Here is a 14,963-nt window from a genome sequence, read left to right as displayed (position 1 = left end):
CCAGTGGCCGCCTTTGTTATTGCAGTTACAGCGACCCCAGCCGCTTGAGGCAGGTTTGCTGGCGCCACTGCACTCGCTTGGCAAACCAGGCAGTGGTGAGGTTGCGGGTGATCTTGGGGCTCTTGAGAGAGATGCCCGGCAGCACAGCGCGTGGCAGCCGGCTGCCCGCCTTGCGATCGGCCAGTACGAAGACCCTGTGGTAGAGATCGCTTTGGGCAAACTCGCTGGTGTCGCCAAGCTTCAGGCTCTGGTGGATGGCCTGCTGGCTCATGTTGAGCTGGCCGGCGATGGTATGCACCGCCAACTCGGTCTTGCCCGGCAGCTCGGAGTCGTAGCGAATGAGATCCCCATCCAGCGCCAGCGGCTTGCCGCTCAACCGGCTCACCGCCGCCTGGAAGGCCGCGTTGCGGCTCGCATACCAGCCGGCATTGAAGTCGGCATAGCGGTAGAGGTGATCCGGATACTGGGCCGGGTAGTTGAGCAGGTGGCGGGTGCCGAACCAGATGCCGCCACGGCGACTGAATACCTCGTGGCGAATGGACTCCTTGATCGGATAGGGATAGCCGTCGCTGTTGGCCTCGGCAAAGGCGATACTCACCTGCATGGGGCCGCCGGTGCGCACCGGGTTCATGTTGCCAAACAGGGTCTTGCCCATGGGCACCTCCCCTATCATGTCCTCGAAGATCTCGCTCATCTCCCGCTCGGTGCGCAACTTGTCGATGCGCTCGGCGTAAGTTTTGCCGGTGGGCGAGTTGATGGAGAGCGCGGTACGCACCACGAACTCGGGGATCAGCAGCTTGCCGGCGCGGGCGTTGATCTCCTTCCAGGCGATCTTGCCAAGGCCCGGCACCACGGGGTCGGCCTGAAAGGTGGACTCCTGCTCCGCCACCGCCAGCACGGAGCAGACGTTCTCGTCGGTCACCGCCAGATCCTGTTTGGCGAGGGCGGTGACGATATCCTGGGCCCAGCCGTTGCGATCCACGGTGCGGGCCGGCAGCAGCCGCACAATGCGTGACTGCATGCTGGCGGGCGCCCGGGGGACCTGGGCCTTGGGCAGCGGGGCGGGCTTGGCGATGGCCGGCCCGGTGACGGCGGCGCTGCCAGGCTTGCTGGCATCGCCCTGACTGACGGGTTCACTGGCACAGGCGGCCAGCAGCAAGGTGGCCAGCAGCGGGGCCAGATAATGACGACAGATGATGAGATGAGACATGAATGCTTCCCGGTGGATGAGGCGTCCCGGCCCCCGCAAGGGGTATCCGGACGCAGACAGGCAGGGCATTGTAGAGGATTGGGACGGGGAGCAGAAGCCATCAATGACAAGGGCCCCCGCCTGCGTGGCGAGGGCCCCCAAGGGTCGATATGGCGCCGGGATCAGGCGCTCTGGCGCAGCGCCTCTATCTGGGCGGCGCCATTGATCACCGCCTGCAGGGAGGCGCTGACCACGTCGCGGCCGATGGCCACCCCGCAGGTACGGGTCCCGTCGACACTCAGCAGTACGTAGGCGGCGGCGCGGGACTCGGTGCCGGCGCTTAAGGCATGCTCCGAGTAATCCAGCACGTCGATGTGCATCCCGGTCTGGCGCTGCCAGCCGTTGACCAGCGCCGTGATGGCTCCCTCCCCTTCACCACTGAGCTGCAGCGAGCCGGTCGGGGTCTGCAGCTCAAGGCGCAGGCTCTCCTGGCTGTCGCGACCGAGCTGGAAGCGACCAATGCGATAGCCGTGGGCGGGTTCGAGATAGTGGCGCTCGAACAGGGTGCGGATCTGCTCCGGACTTATCTCGCTGCTGCAAGCCTCAGCCTCGGCCTGCACCCGGCGGCTGAAGTCAATTTGCAGCCAGCGCGGCAGTTGCAGACCAAGGTCGCGCTCCAGCAGGTAGGTGACGCCCCCCTTGCCGGACTGGCTGTTGATGCGGATCACCGCCTCGTAGCTGCGACCGAGATCGGCAGGGTCGATGGGCAGGTAAGCCACGTCCCAGTAGTGATCCGGCTTCTCCGCCGCCAGGGATTTGCGGATAGCGTCCTGGTGGCTGCCGGAAAACGCCGTGTAGACCAGCTCGCCGGCATAGGGATGACGCGGGTGCAGGGCAATCTGGGTGCAGGCTCCTACAGTGGCGACGATGGCATCCATGTCCGCCAGGTTGAGTTCGGGATCGATCCCCTGGCTGTAGAGGTTCATGGCCATGGTGACGATGTCCATGTTGCCGGTGCGCTCGCCGTTGCCGAGCAGGGTGCCCTCGATGCGATCCGCCCCCGCCAGCACCGCCAGCTCGGCGGCGGCCACCCCGCAGCCTCTGTCGTTGTGGGTGTGGATAGAGATGCTCACCTCGGGTCGCGCCTTGAGGTGGCGGCAGAACCACTCAACCTGATCGGCAAACACATTGGGGGTGCTCACCTCCACCGTGGCGGGCAGGTTCAGGATCATCGGGCGGGCCGCCGGGCGCCACTGGTCGATCACCGCGTCACACACCTCGACGGCGAACTCCACCTCGGTGCTGCTGAAGCTCTCCGGTGAGTACTGAAAACTCCACTCGGTACCCGGATTGCGGGCCGCATACTCGCGCACCCAGCGCGCACCCTGCACGGCGATGGCCTTGACCCCTTCGCACCCCGAGTTGAACACATAGTTGCGCTGGGTCGGGTTGACCGAGTTGTAGACGTGGACGATGGCCCGCTTGGCCCCCTTGAGGGCCTCGAAGGTGCGGGCAATCAGATCTTCGCGCGCCTGCACCAACACCTGGATGGTGACGTCGTCCGGAATCAGGTTGCGATCGATAAGCTCGCGCACGAAGTCGAAATCAGGCTGGGAGGCGGCCGGAAAGCCCACCTCGATGTGCTTGAAGCCGATGTGCACCATCAGCGCCCACATCTGCAGCTTTTGCACCACCGTCATCGGCTCGACCAGCGCCTGGTTGCCGTCGCGCAGATCCACCGCGCACCAGAGCGGCGCCCGCTCCAGCACCCGGTTGGGCCACTGGCGATCCGCCAGATTGATGACGGGGGCACGGCGGTATTTGCGATGATCGAAGCTCATATTCTGATTCCCTTGGCAGATGTCCTGGCGGTACGGCTGGGCTGATTGACGGGGACAAGGAGGGGAAGCGGGTTGGCGCGGTAACGCTGGCCCTGGCCGGTCGTGCGGCGGTAGCCCCACGCCCGGTTTCCTGTGGCCCCTTCCGGTAAGGGGGCCGGCCGCACAACCCGATAAGGCTGCGGGCCCGATCTGCTCGCCCCTGCGTTGGCAGGCGCAGACGACCTGGGTCGATAAATCCTGTGACGAGAAACCAGTATAGAGAGGCGACGCGAGCGAGAGATTGCAAAGAAGGCTGTCAAATACATCTATTGCGCAATCATTGCGACACTTTCTGCTTCATGGTGGTGAATATCACCCAGAGCCTGTTGCTCGGTGACGCCCGTGGCCATGACAGGCCAATCTCTTTGCCAATAAAAAACCCCGCCATCGCTGGCGGGGTTTTATCGAGTCACGAAGGAGGCGTCCCTCCTTCATCACGCGGTCTTAGCGGCTTTTCAGCTGGCTTTCGACCTTCTGGTGCAGCTCCTGCACCGAGTTGACGTTGGCGGTGGCATCCACGCTGATGGCCATGCAGGTGGCAAAGGCGGCGTGCAGCGTGGTGGTGTAGGCCACCTTGTGCTGCAGGGCGCCGCGGCGCAGCTGCTTGGAATCCTGGATGGCCTGACGACCCTCGGCGGTGTTGACGATGTAGGTGTACTCGCCATTCTTGATGCGATCCAGAATGTGCGGGCGCCCCTCGTGCACCTTGTTGACCAGGCGCGGGTTGATGCTCGCCTCGCCCAAGGTCACCGCGGTGCCGTGGGTGGCGTCGAGGTCATAGCCCAGCTCCAGCAGCTTGGCGGCCAGGTTCACCACCCGCTCCTTGTCGCTGTGGCGAACGGAGAGCAGGGCGCGCCCTTCTCGCGGCACCTGGTGACCGGCCCCCAGCTGCGCCTTGGCATAGGCCTCGGCAAAGCTGCTGCCCACACCCATCACTTCACCAGTGGAGCGCATCTCCGGCCCCAGCAGCGGGTCGACACCCGGGAACTTGGCGAACGGCAGTACCACTTCCTTCACCGAGTAGTAGGGCGGGATGATCTCCTGGGTAAAGCCCTGTTCTTTCAGGCTCTGGCCGGCCATCACGCGGGCAGCGATCTTGGCCAGCGGTGCACCGGTGGCCTTGGAGACGAACGGCACGGTACGGGCGGCACGGGGGTTCACCTCGATGAGGTAGATCTCGTTGTCTTTCACCGCGAACTGCACGTTCATCAGACCGACCACGCCAAGCTCCAGCGCCAGTTTGCGCACCTGCTCGCGCATCTCGTCCTGGATGGCCTTGGACAAGGTGTAGGGCGGCAGGGAGCAGGCGGAGTCACCGGAGTGGATGCCGGCCTGTTCGATGTGCTCCATGATGCCGCCGATGACCACATCGGTACCGTCGCAGATGGCGTCCACGTCCACCTCGGTGGCGTCGTCCAGGAAGCGGTCCAGCAGTACCGGCGACTCGTTGGAGACGCTCACCGCCTCGGCGAAGTAGCGGCGCAGGTCTTGCTCGTCATAGACGATCTCCATGGCGCGGCCACCCAGCACGTAGGAGGGACGGACCACCAGCGGGTAGGTGATGCGCTCGGCGGTCAGCACCGCCTGCTCCAGCGCGGTGACGGTGCCGTTCTCCGGCTGCTTGAGGCCGAGGCGCTCGACGGCAGACTGGAAGCGCTCGCGGTCTTCGGCGCGGTCGATGGCATCCGGGCTGGTACCGATGACCGGCACGCCGTTGGCTTCCAGGGCGCGGGCCAGCTTGAGCGGAGTCTGGCCGCCGTACTGGACGATGACGCCCTTGGGCTGCTCGACGCGCACGATTTCCAGCACGTCTTCCAGGGTGACCGGTTCGAAGTAGAGACGGTCGGAGGTGTCGTAGTCGGTGGAGACGGTCTCCGGGTTGCAGTTGACCATGATGGTCTCGTAACCGTCTTCGCGCAGAGCCAGCGCCGCGTGTACGCAGCAGTAGTCAAACTCGATGCCCTGACCGATGCGGTTCGGGCCGCCACCGATGACCATGATCTTGTCACGGTTGGTGGGGTTGGCCTCGCACTCCTCGTCATAGCTGGAGTACATGTAGGCGGTGTTGGTGGCAAACTCGGCGGCGCAGGTATCGACCCGCTTGTAGACCGGGAAGATGTTGTGGCGGGCACGCAGCTTGCGCACTTCCCCTTCGGCCACGCCGAGGATCTTGGCCAGACGGGCGTCGGCAAAGCCCTTGCGCTTGAGGGCGCGCAGGAAGTCGGCATCGAGGCCAGCCATGCCGCGCTCTTTCACCTGCTCTTCCAGCTTCACCAGCTCTTCAATCTGCACCAGGAACCAGGGGTCAATCTTGGTCAGCTTGAACACGCCGTCCATGGAGAGACCGGCGCGGAAGGCGTCGGCGATGTAGAAGATACGCTCGGCACCGGCATCCTGCAGCTCGTGGCGGATGCGGGTCAGGGAGTCAGGGGCGTTCAGGTCAACCATGGGGTCGAAGCCGGTCTTGCCGGTCTCGAGGCCGCGCAGCGCCTTGTGCAGGGACTCCTGGAAGTTGCGGCCGATGGCCATCACTTCGCCGACGGACTTCATCTGGGTGGTCAGGCGGTCGTTGGCGCCGGCAAACTTCTCGAAGTTGAAGCGCGGCACCTTGGTAACCACGTAGTCGATGGCCGGCTCGAAGGAGGCCGGGGTGCGACCGCCGGTGATGTCGTTCATCAGCTCGTCCAAGGTGTAACCGATGGCGAGCTTGGCGGCGATCTTGGCGATGGGGAAGCCGGTGGCCTTGGAGGCCAGCGCAGAGGAGCGCGACACCCGCGGGTTCATCTCGATGATGACCATGCGGCCATCTTTCGGGTTGATGCCGAACTGGACGTTGGAGCCACCGGTCTCGACGCCGATCTCGCGCAGCACCGCCATGGAGGCGTTGCGCATCAGCTGGTACTCCTTGTCGGTCAGCGTCTGGGCTGGCGCGACCGTGATGGAGTCACCGGTGTGGATGCCCATGGGGTCGAAGTTCTCGATGGCGCAGACGATGATGCAGTTGTCGTTGCGATCCCGTACCACCTCCATCTCGTACTCTTTCCAGCCGATCAGCGACTCGTCGATGAGCAGCTCCTTGGTCGGCGACAGGTCTAGACCGCGCTCGCAGATCTCGACGAACTCTTCCGGGTTGTAGGCGATGCCGCCGCCGGAGCCACCCATGGTAAAGGAAGGACGGATGATGCAGGGGAAACCCACCATCTGTTGCACGCCCCAGGCCTCTTCCATGTTGTGGGCGATGCCGGCACGCGGGCACTCCAGGCCAATGCTGCGCATCGCCTTGTCAAAGCGGGAGCGGTCTTCTGCCTTGTCGATGGCATCGGCGGTGGCGCCGATCATCTCCACGCCGAACTCGGCCAGCACGCCGTGCTTTTCCAGATCCAGCGCGCAGTTGAGTGCGGTCTGGCCACCCATGGTGGGCAGGATGGCGTCCGGGCGCTCTTTCTTGATGATCTCGCGCACCACTTCCCAGGTGATGGGCTCGATGTAGGTGGCGTCGGCCATCTCCGGGTCGGTCATGATGGTGGCCGGGTTGGAGTTCACCAGAATTACGCGGTAGCCCTCCTCGCGCAGGGCCTTGCAGGCCTGGGCGCCGGAGTAGTCGAATTCGCAGGCCTGGCCGATGACGATGGGGCCGGCGCCGAGGATCAGGATGCTCTGTAGGTCGTTACGTTTTGGCATGGCTTCTCTTTTCCTCTTAAGCGCGATACTGCTTGATCAATTCAATAAAGTGGTCGAACAGACCGGCACAGTCGTGCGGGCCCGGGCTCGCTTCGGGGTGACCCTGGAAGCTGAAGGCCGGCCGGTCGGTGCGATGGATGCCCTGCAGTGACCCGTCGAACAGGGAGACGTGGGTCGCGCGCAGGCAATCCGGCAGGGTCTGCTCGTCCACCGCAAAGCCGTGGTTCTGGGCGGTAATCATGACGGTGTTGTCGTCCAGGCTCTTCACCGGGTGGTTGGCACCGTGGTGGCCGAACTTCATCTTGATGGTCTTGGCGCCGGAGGCCAGACCCAGCAACTGGTGACCCAGGCAGATGCCGAACACCGGGATATTGGTCTTGAGGAAGGCCTCGATGGCCTCGATGGCGTAGTCGCACGGCTCGGGGTCACCGGGGCCGTTGGAGAGGAAGATGCCATCCGGGTTCAGCGCCAGTACCTCGGCAGCCGGGGTCTTGGCCGGCACCACGGTCAGGCGGCAGCCGCGGTCCACCAGCATGCGCAGGATGTTGCGCTTGACGCCAAAGTCATAGGCCACCACGTGGTATTTGAGCTGGTCGGCAGCCGGGGTGACGTGCCCCTTGCCGAGCTGCCAGCTGCCTTCGGTCCAGTTGTACGCCTCGCCAACCGTGACCTCTTTGGCCAGGTCCATCCCCTTCAGGCCGGGGAAGGCGCGGGCCTGTTCGAGGGCAAACCCTTCATCTATCTGCTTGCCCGCCAGAATGCAGCCGGCCTGGGCGCCTTTCTCGCGCAGGATGCGGGTCAGTTTGCGGGTGTCGATGTCGGCGATGCCAACGATGTTGTGAGACTTGAGGTATTCGGAGAGGGATTGCTGATTGCGGAAATTGGAGGCAAGTATCGGAAGGTCCCGGATTATCAATCCCTGCGCGTGGATTTGACTGGACTCTTCATCTTCGCTGTTGGTGCCGGTGTTGCCTATATGGGGGTAAGTGAGGGTGACTATCTGACGGGAATAAGAGGGATCGGTGAGGATTTCCTGATAGCCCGTCATCGACGTATTGAAAACCACTTCACCAACGGAACATCCCTCGGCGCCTATCGACACGCCTTTGAACACAGTTCCATCTTCCAGCACTAGCAATGCAGTGTGATTCAAGACAACCTCCAGTTATTTAGCTTTAAATTCAGCAATTTACCTGGGTGTTGCGGGCTCGGTTCCGGCCTTGGACAGGACTCGAACCCGGCAGATTTCTGGCAAATTGGGCGCATTCTACTTAAAAACGATCGCATTTCAACGTCTTTTCTCATCTGAAATGCATCTAAATTCAATAAACAAGCAACATTACCCATTATCTATGCACTCAATCGCTTTGCAACCCCCACCCTGAAAAGAAAAGGCAAAAGTTGCTTCCAATCCAGACCAAGAGACCAAGATTGATACAGAAACCAATTTTTAATCCTTAAAAAACAATGCAATGAAGTTTCATATAAAAAATCTCAATGCCTGCAAACAGCTTTTTTAGGGAGGATGAGTGTCCTTGGAAAATGGAAAACGTTTTTCTGCGTTTGAATTTTTAGTCTGTTTTGATGGATGTAAAAAAATGCCCTGACGGGGGCTATTGAGGCCCAATTTCGTTACCAGCCGATGACATTTGTGCAATGGCAGATCCGGCGCAGCAGCAGAGAGGAAGGGTTTATGCTACTTCGCATGAAAATCGCTTCGTAAGCGTCATTTATACAAAATCACCAATAAAAAACCCCGCATGAGCGGGGTTTCTAGCAGACGAACGGGCCGGGCAGCCTCTCCGTGCGCACCACGGGGCCCCTGGTGTCAGCTGATGTGATTACTTGAGGCCGAGCACGTCCTGCATGTCATAGAGGCCGGCGCCCTGCCCCTTGAGCCATTTGCCGGCGCGCACCGCACCGTTGGCGAAGGTGAGGCGGCTGGAGGCCTTGTGGCTGATCTCCACCCGCTCGCCGATGTCGGCGAACATGACGGTGTGCTCCCCCACCAGATCGCCGGCGCGAATGGTGGCAAAGCCGATGGTGTTGCGATCCCGCTCGCCGGTGATCCCCTCGCGGCCGTAAACGGCGCACTCTTTCAAGTCACGTCCGAGCGTCTTGGCCACCACCTCGCCCATGGAGAGCGCGGTACCGGACGGTGCATCCACCTTGTGTCTGTGGTGCCCCTCGATGATCTCGATGTCGGTGTAATCCCCCATCACCTTGGCGGCCTGCTCCAGCAGCTTGAACACCAGGTTGACGCCGACCGAGTAGTTGGAGGCGAAGACGATGCCGATCTCGCCGGCGGCGGCCTTGAGCGCCGCCTTGCCCGCGTCGTCAAAGCCGGTGGTGCCGATCACCATCTGCTTGTGGTGAGCCCGGGCGAAGGCCAGGTTGGCCAGGGTCACCTCGGGGCGGGTGAAGTCGATGATGAGATCAAACTCATCCCGTACCTTGTCCAGGCTGTCGCTGATGATGACGCCGAGCCGACCCAGCCCGTTGAGTTCGCCGGCATCCAGCCCGATCACGGCGGAGCCCGGTCGCTCCAGCGCCGCCCCGACCACCACGCCCTCAGCATGGCTGATCGCCTCCAGCAGCACCTTGCCCATACGACCATTACAGCCCATCACGGCCACACGGATCGGATTGTCCATCTCCACCCTCTCATCTCTATTAAGGAAAAAGACCGTTTTACCAGCCTGCGTCCGCTTTGAAAAGCCCGCCGTGGCCGCCGTTAGCCACCCGAAAATTCAACGACATATCTCTTTAAATCCGAATATTTGACGGATTTAATCAATTAAGCAAAATCACCAGACAAAAAGCAGTATCCATCTGGACGGCTATCTTGACCCGGCGGGCATGACTCACTACTGTAGACGCCCCATAGCGGCAGGATGCCCGCCACGCTCACCCCACTGCGGGCTGGCTGAGACAGGGAGGTCATGTTCAACCATCGAGGAACACATGATCCAGACTCAACCCAGCGCCAGAGCCCTGCTGCCTCTGCTGGTCTTTCTTGCTCTCTTTATCGGTACCGGCACCTGGCTGACCCTGCAGGGGGTCGAGTTCGCCTTCTATCAGCTGCCCGCCCCCGTCGCCGCCCTCCCCGCCGTCATGCTGGCGCTGGTGCTGGGCAAGGAGGGGTTCAACAAGAACCTCGAGACCTTCTTCAAAGGGGTCGGTGACAGCAACATCATGGCGATGTGCCTCATTTATCTGCTGGCGGGCGCCTTCGCCACCGTGGCCAAGGCCACCGGCGGGGTGGATGCCACGGTCGCGCTCGGCCTCTCCCTCATCCCCGGCTGGTTCCTGCTGCCGGGGCTGTTCCTCATCTCCGCCTTCATCGCCACCGCCATGGGTACCTCCATGGGCACCATCGGCGCCGTGGCACCGGTGGCGCTCGGCGTGGCCCAGGCCGCCGGCATCGATCCGGTACTGATGGCCGGCACCATCCTCTCCGGCGCCATGTTTGGCGACAACCTCTCCATCATCTCCGACACCACCATTGCGGCCACCCGCAGCCAGGGCTGCGAGATGAAAGACAAGTTTCGCGAGAACTTCAAGATTGCCGCCCCAGCCGCCATCGGGGTGATCCTGCTCTATCTGACCCTGGGGTCGGTCGGGGATGCCCCCGCCACCGAGGCCCATGTCGAGCTGCTCAAGGTGATGCCCTACCTGCTGATCCTGGTGCTGGCCCTCTCTGGCATGAACGTCTTCATGGTGCTGGGGCTCGGCATTCTGGCGGCCGGCGGGGTCGGTCTGCTGGGGGATTACCCCCTCAGCCAGTTCAGCAAGGACATCTATCAGGGCTTCACCGGCATGCAGGAGATCTTCCTGCTCTCCATGCTGATCGGCGGCCTCGGCGCCCTGATGGAGCGCCAGGGAGGGCTGGCCTGGATAAGCGCCCGCATCAGCGCCCTCATCGCCCGCTTCACCCGTCAGCATGACGGCGAGCAGAACGAGAAGGCGGCCGAGCTCGGCATCGCCGGGGTGGTGAGCCTCACCAACCTCTGCACCGCCAACAACACGGTGGCCATTATCGTCGCCAGCAAGGTGGCCAAGGAGCTGGCGGATCATCACGGGGTTACCCCGCGCCGCGCCGCCTCCATGCTCGACATCTTCTCCTGCGTGGTGCAGGGGCTCATCCCCTGGGGTGCTCAGGCACTGCTGCTGGGCTCCATCTTTGCCCTCTCGCCGCTGGCGGTGGTGAGCATGAGCTTCTACCCCATGGCGCTGGCGCTGGCCGCCCTGGCGGCGGTGTTCGTCAAGCACCAGATGCGCAAAGCCGCCCACGCCTGATAGTGCGGCCGCCGGATCCCCGAGGATCCGGCGGCCGAGCCGCGCTGTTCAACCCGGCGCGGCCTTGTTAAGGTGATCGCCTGTCAGCGCGATCCGCTCGTCGCCCCCGCCCGTTCATCAGAGGAGCCCCCATGCCGGATACCCAGCCTGAAAGACAATCCCTGCGCCAACTCATCCGCCAGCGCAGAAAGAGCCTGACCCAGGCCGAGCAGCAGCAGGCGGCCCAGCAGCTGGTTGCCCAGTTCAAGCAGCATCCCGAGATCCTGACGGCCAAACGCATCGCCCTCTATCTGGCCAACGACGGCGAGCTCAACCCCTTGCCCGCCATCCACTGGCTGTGGGCCCAGCAAAAAGAGGTCTACCTGCCGGTGCTGCACCCCTTCACCCCGGGCCACCTGCTCTTCTTGCGCTACACCGCCACCAGCCCCATGACCCGCAACCGTTACGGCATCGCCGAACCGGAGCTCGACATGCAGCAGGTGGTGCCCCACAGCACCCTCGATCTGATTTGCACCCCGCTGGTGGCGTTCGATGCGGCAGGCAACCGGCTCGGTATGGGCGGCGGCTACTACGATCGTACCCTCGCCTGCTGGCATGAACACAGGCTCGGCCCCAAGCCACTGGGGCTCGCCCACGACTGCCAGCAGGTGGACGCGGTGCCACAGGAGGAGTGGGACGTACCGCTGCCCCAGATCATCACCCCCAGCCGCTGCTGGTACTTTCCCGGCTAGGACCATCCGCCCCCTCTACCGCGATCGTCACGCCCTGCTGCCACAGCCATGATGCAATGACATGGCACAATAAACAGGCAAACGATTTACATCTTGTGAGTTTTTGGCCCGGAACGTGAGCTGGGTGGTCGCTCTGGGGGGGCGGCTTGGATATAATGCGGCCGCTTTTTTCCAAAGGATCGATCATGACTCAAGATGAAATGAAGAAGGCGGCCGGTTGGGCTGCGCTCAAGTATGTGGTTCCCGGCACCATCGTCGGGGTAGGCACCGGCTCTACCGTCAACCACTTCATCGATGCACTGGCGACCATGAAGGACGAGATCAAGGGGGCGGTATCCAGCTCCGTGGCCTCCACCGAACGCCTCAAGGGCTTCGGCATCACAGTGTATGACCTCAACGAGATCGACGCCCTCTCCGTCTACGTGGACGGTGCCGACGAGATCAACGGCACCCGCGACATGATCAAGGGCGGCGGCGCAGCCCTCACCCGCGAGAAGATCGTCGCCGCCGTGGCCGACAAGTTCATCTGCATCATCGACAACACCAAGACGGTCGACGTGCTCGGCACCTTCCCGCTGCCGGTGGAAGTGATCCCCATGGCCCGCGAATACGTGGCCCGCGAGATCAGAAAGCTCGGCGGCAACCCGGTCTGGCGTGAAGGGGTGGTCACCGACAACGGCAACCACATCCTGGACGTGAAAGGCATGGCCATCACCGACGCCAAGGGGCTGGAAGTGCAGCTCAATGCCATCGTCGGCACCGTCACCAACGGTCTGTTTGCCCACCGCGGTGCGGACGTGGTGCTGATTGGTACTCCCGACGGGGTCATCACCCAATAAGGTTGCCTGCCAAGACGCAGCTCAATGGCATCATGGTCGGCACCGTCACCAACGGCCTGTTCGCCCACCGCGGAGCAGACGTGGTGCTGATTGGTACTCCCGACGGGGTCATCACCCAATAAGGTTGCCTGCCAAAACGCAGCTCAACGGCATCATGGTCGGCACCGTCACCAACGGTCTGTTCGCCCACCGTGGTGCAGACGTGGTGCTGATTGGTACTCCCGACGGGGTCATCACCCAATAAGGTGCCTGCCAAGACACCCCAATGAAAGACGGCGCCCCATGGCGCCGTTTTTATTGGTTGTTCAATGAGTTGCAAACCCTCGTTTACAACTATCGTTGAAAACTTCAAAGAATTTGACTTTCGTCACAAATATTCCCTCTCCCAAACGTTTTTGCTACTTTACGGTTTTCTTCACACACCATATCTGCACTCACTTTTGCAAACATAGAGGGATCGTCATGACTGCCAAGTTTTCACTGGACAAGGATAAAATCAAGGTACTGCTGCTGGAGGGGGTTCACCCCAACACGGTGGAAACCTTTCGTGCCGCAGGTTACACCAGTGTGGAGTATCTGAAGACCTCTCTCTCCGAAGAAGATCTGATCGAGCGCATTCGTGACGTGCATTTCGTGGGGCTGCGCTCGCGCACCCAGATCACCGAGAAGGTGCTGGATGCCGCCAACAAGCTGGTGGCCATCGGCTGCTTCTGCATCGGTACCAACCAGGTCGAGCTCGACGCCGCCCATCTGCGCGGTATCCCGGTGTTCAACGCCCCCTTCTCCAACACCCGCTCGGTGGCCGAACTGGTGCTGGGCGAGATCCTGCTGCTGCTGCGCGGCATCCCGGAGAAGAACGCCAAGTGCCATCGCGGTGTGTGGGAAAAGCTGGCCAACCGCTCGGTGGAAGCCCGTGGCAAGAAACTCGGCATCATCGGCTACGGCCATATCGGCACCCAGCTCGGCATCATCGCCGAGAGCATCGGCATGAAGGTCTACTACTACGACATCGAGAACAAGCTCTCGCTCGGCAACGCCATCCAGGTGCCAAGCATGGTCGAACTGCTCAACATGTCCGACGTCATCAGCCTGCACGTGCCTGAGACCGCCTCTACCAAGGATCTGATCGGTGCCGAGCAACTGCGCATGATGAAACCGGGCGCCATCTTCATCAACGCCTCCCGCGGCACCGTGGTGGATATCGATGCCCTGGCCGACGTCATCAAGAGCGGTCACATCTCCGGCGCCGCCATCGACGTCTTCCCCAGCGAGCCCAAGTCCAATCACGAGGAGTTCCTCACCCCGCTGCGCGGGCTGGACAACGTGATCCTGACCCCTCACATCGGCGGCTCCACCCAGGAGGCCCAGGAGAACATCGGGCTGGAAGTGGCCAACAAGCTGGTCAAATACTCGGACAACGGCTCCACCCTCTCCGCCGTCAACTTCCCCGAGGTCTCCCTGCCCGGCCACAAGGGCTCCAGCCGCCTGCTGCACATTCACCGCAACCAGCCCGGCGTGATGAACCAGATCAACCAGATCTTCGCCGACGAGGGGATCAACATCGCCGGCCAATACCTGCAGACCAGCAGCCACATCGGCTACGTGGTGATCGACGTGGAGACCGAGCACAGCGAGAAGGCGCTGGCCAAGCTCAAGGAGATCGGCGGCACCATCCGTGCCCGTATCCTGCACTGATTGGCCTGCAGAGCCGTCCAGCAAAAAGCCCGTCGTGATGACGGGCTTTTTTATGCTGCGATGCTAAGCGCACATCCGAGTCGTTGCTTCTTTGCCCCCTCTCCCCTCGCGGGAGAAGGGGTGGGGATGAGGGAGAGAAGAGACCTCCCTCACCCAGTCATCTCCCAAATGGAGAGAGCAATGACGCGAGAGAAAATGCAGCCTGACTTACCACCAACCCAGCAGGTTGCGGCCAACCAACGCGCCCCACACCAGGGCGTTCAGGGCTAGCGCGATAAAGACGGCGGCGGAGCCCAGATCCTTGGCGCGACCGGAGAGCTCATGATGTTCGGAGCCGATGCGATCCACCACCGCCTCGACGGCGGAGTTGAGCACCTCGACGATCACCACCAGCCAGCTGATGCAGACGAGCAGCAGGATTTGCTCGAGGGTATCGCCGATCCAGAATGCCAGCGGCATCAACAGCAGGATCAGCATCAGCTCCTGCCGGAAAGCGGCCTCGTTGATCCAGGCTGACTTGAGCCCCTTCATGCTGTAACCGGTTGCATTGATGATGCGGGTGACCCCGGTTGCCCCTGGCTTTGCCACGCTATCTACCTCATTTGGAATCGTTTTGGGGCTCACATCCTATCAGAGCCCCTCGAGGTTT

General features: G+C 62.2%; 10 protein-coding genes. 4 read left to right on the top strand and 6 right to left on the bottom strand.

The features are described from left to right. Positions 1-25: 25 nt before the first annotated feature. The 5 genes from OKC29_RS08165 to dapB form a co-directional block, all read right to left on the bottom strand. Complete coding sequence (locus OKC29_RS08165) at positions 26-1,279, bottom strand: DUF1615 domain-containing protein (protein ID WP_073350782.1); 1,254 nt, start codon at positions 1,277-1,279, stop codon at positions 26-28. A 92-nt stretch (positions 1,280-1,371) separates the two neighbouring features. Continuing rightward, the gene (gene leuA, locus OKC29_RS08160; protein ID WP_073350784.1) at positions 1,372-3,030 is read right to left on the bottom strand and encodes a 2-isopropylmalate synthase; all 1,659 of its coding nucleotides are present in this window, start codon (positions 3,028-3,030) and stop codon (positions 1,372-1,374) included. A gap of 483 nt (positions 3,031-3,513) precedes the next feature. After that, the gene (gene carB / locus OKC29_RS08155; RefSeq protein WP_041217817.1) at positions 3,514-6,750 is read right to left on the bottom strand and encodes a carbamoyl-phosphate synthase large subunit; all 3,237 of its coding nucleotides are present in this window, start codon (positions 6,748-6,750) and stop codon (positions 3,514-3,516) included. Between the two features lie 16 nt (positions 6,751-6,766). Further along, positions 6,767-7,903 carry a glutamine-hydrolyzing carbamoyl-phosphate synthase small subunit gene (gene carA / locus OKC29_RS08150; RefSeq protein ID WP_073350785.1) on the bottom strand — a complete coding sequence of 379 codons (1,137 nt, stop codon included), beginning with the start codon at positions 7,901-7,903 and terminating at the stop codon, positions 6,767-6,769. A 688-nt stretch (positions 7,904-8,591) separates the two neighbouring features. After that, complete coding sequence (gene dapB / locus OKC29_RS08145; protein ID WP_011706537.1) at positions 8,592-9,404, bottom strand: 4-hydroxy-tetrahydrodipicolinate reductase; 813 nt, start codon at positions 9,402-9,404, stop codon at positions 8,592-8,594. Positions 9,405-9,714: 310 nt separating this feature from the next. Here dapB and OKC29_RS08140 point away from each other — a divergent pair, with 310 nt between their 5' ends. From OKC29_RS08140 to serA, 4 genes are all read left to right on the top strand, one after another. Then, positions 9,715-11,049 (top strand): Na+/H+ antiporter NhaC family protein, encoded by a 1,335-nt coding sequence (locus OKC29_RS08140; RefSeq protein WP_073350787.1) that lies wholly within the window; start codon positions 9,715-9,717, stop codon positions 11,047-11,049. Between the two features lie 131 nt (positions 11,050-11,180). Beyond that, the gene (locus OKC29_RS08135) at positions 11,181-11,780 is read left to right on the top strand and encodes a 5-formyltetrahydrofolate cyclo-ligase (protein WP_073350790.1); all 600 of its coding nucleotides are present in this window, start codon (positions 11,181-11,183) and stop codon (positions 11,778-11,780) included. Between the two features lie 185 nt (positions 11,781-11,965). Continuing rightward, the gene (gene rpiA / locus OKC29_RS08130) at positions 11,966-12,619 is read left to right on the top strand and encodes a ribose-5-phosphate isomerase RpiA (protein WP_011706540.1); all 654 of its coding nucleotides are present in this window, start codon (positions 11,966-11,968) and stop codon (positions 12,617-12,619) included. A gap of 462 nt (positions 12,620-13,081) precedes the next feature. Beyond that, positions 13,082-14,314, top strand: a complete 1,233-nt coding sequence (serA, locus tag OKC29_RS08125; protein ID WP_073350792.1) for a phosphoglycerate dehydrogenase — start codon at positions 13,082-13,084, stop codon at positions 14,312-14,314. A 207-nt stretch (positions 14,315-14,521) separates the two neighbouring features. On the opposite strand, the gene OKC29_RS08120 is transcribed toward serA, so the two are convergent. Further along, positions 14,522-14,902 (bottom strand): diacylglycerol kinase, encoded by a 381-nt coding sequence (locus OKC29_RS08120; RefSeq protein WP_011706544.1) that lies wholly within the window; start codon positions 14,900-14,902, stop codon positions 14,522-14,524. Positions 14,903-14,963: the final 61 nt, after the last annotated feature.

Source organism: Aeromonas sp. QDB34, assembly GCF_027705405.1.
In the GTDB taxonomy this organism is placed as follows: Bacteria; Pseudomonadota; Gammaproteobacteria; order Enterobacterales; family Aeromonadaceae; genus Aeromonas; species Aeromonas hydrophila.
Note: the sequence above shows the minus strand (reverse complement) of the source record. Positions and strands in the feature narration are given on the sequence as shown.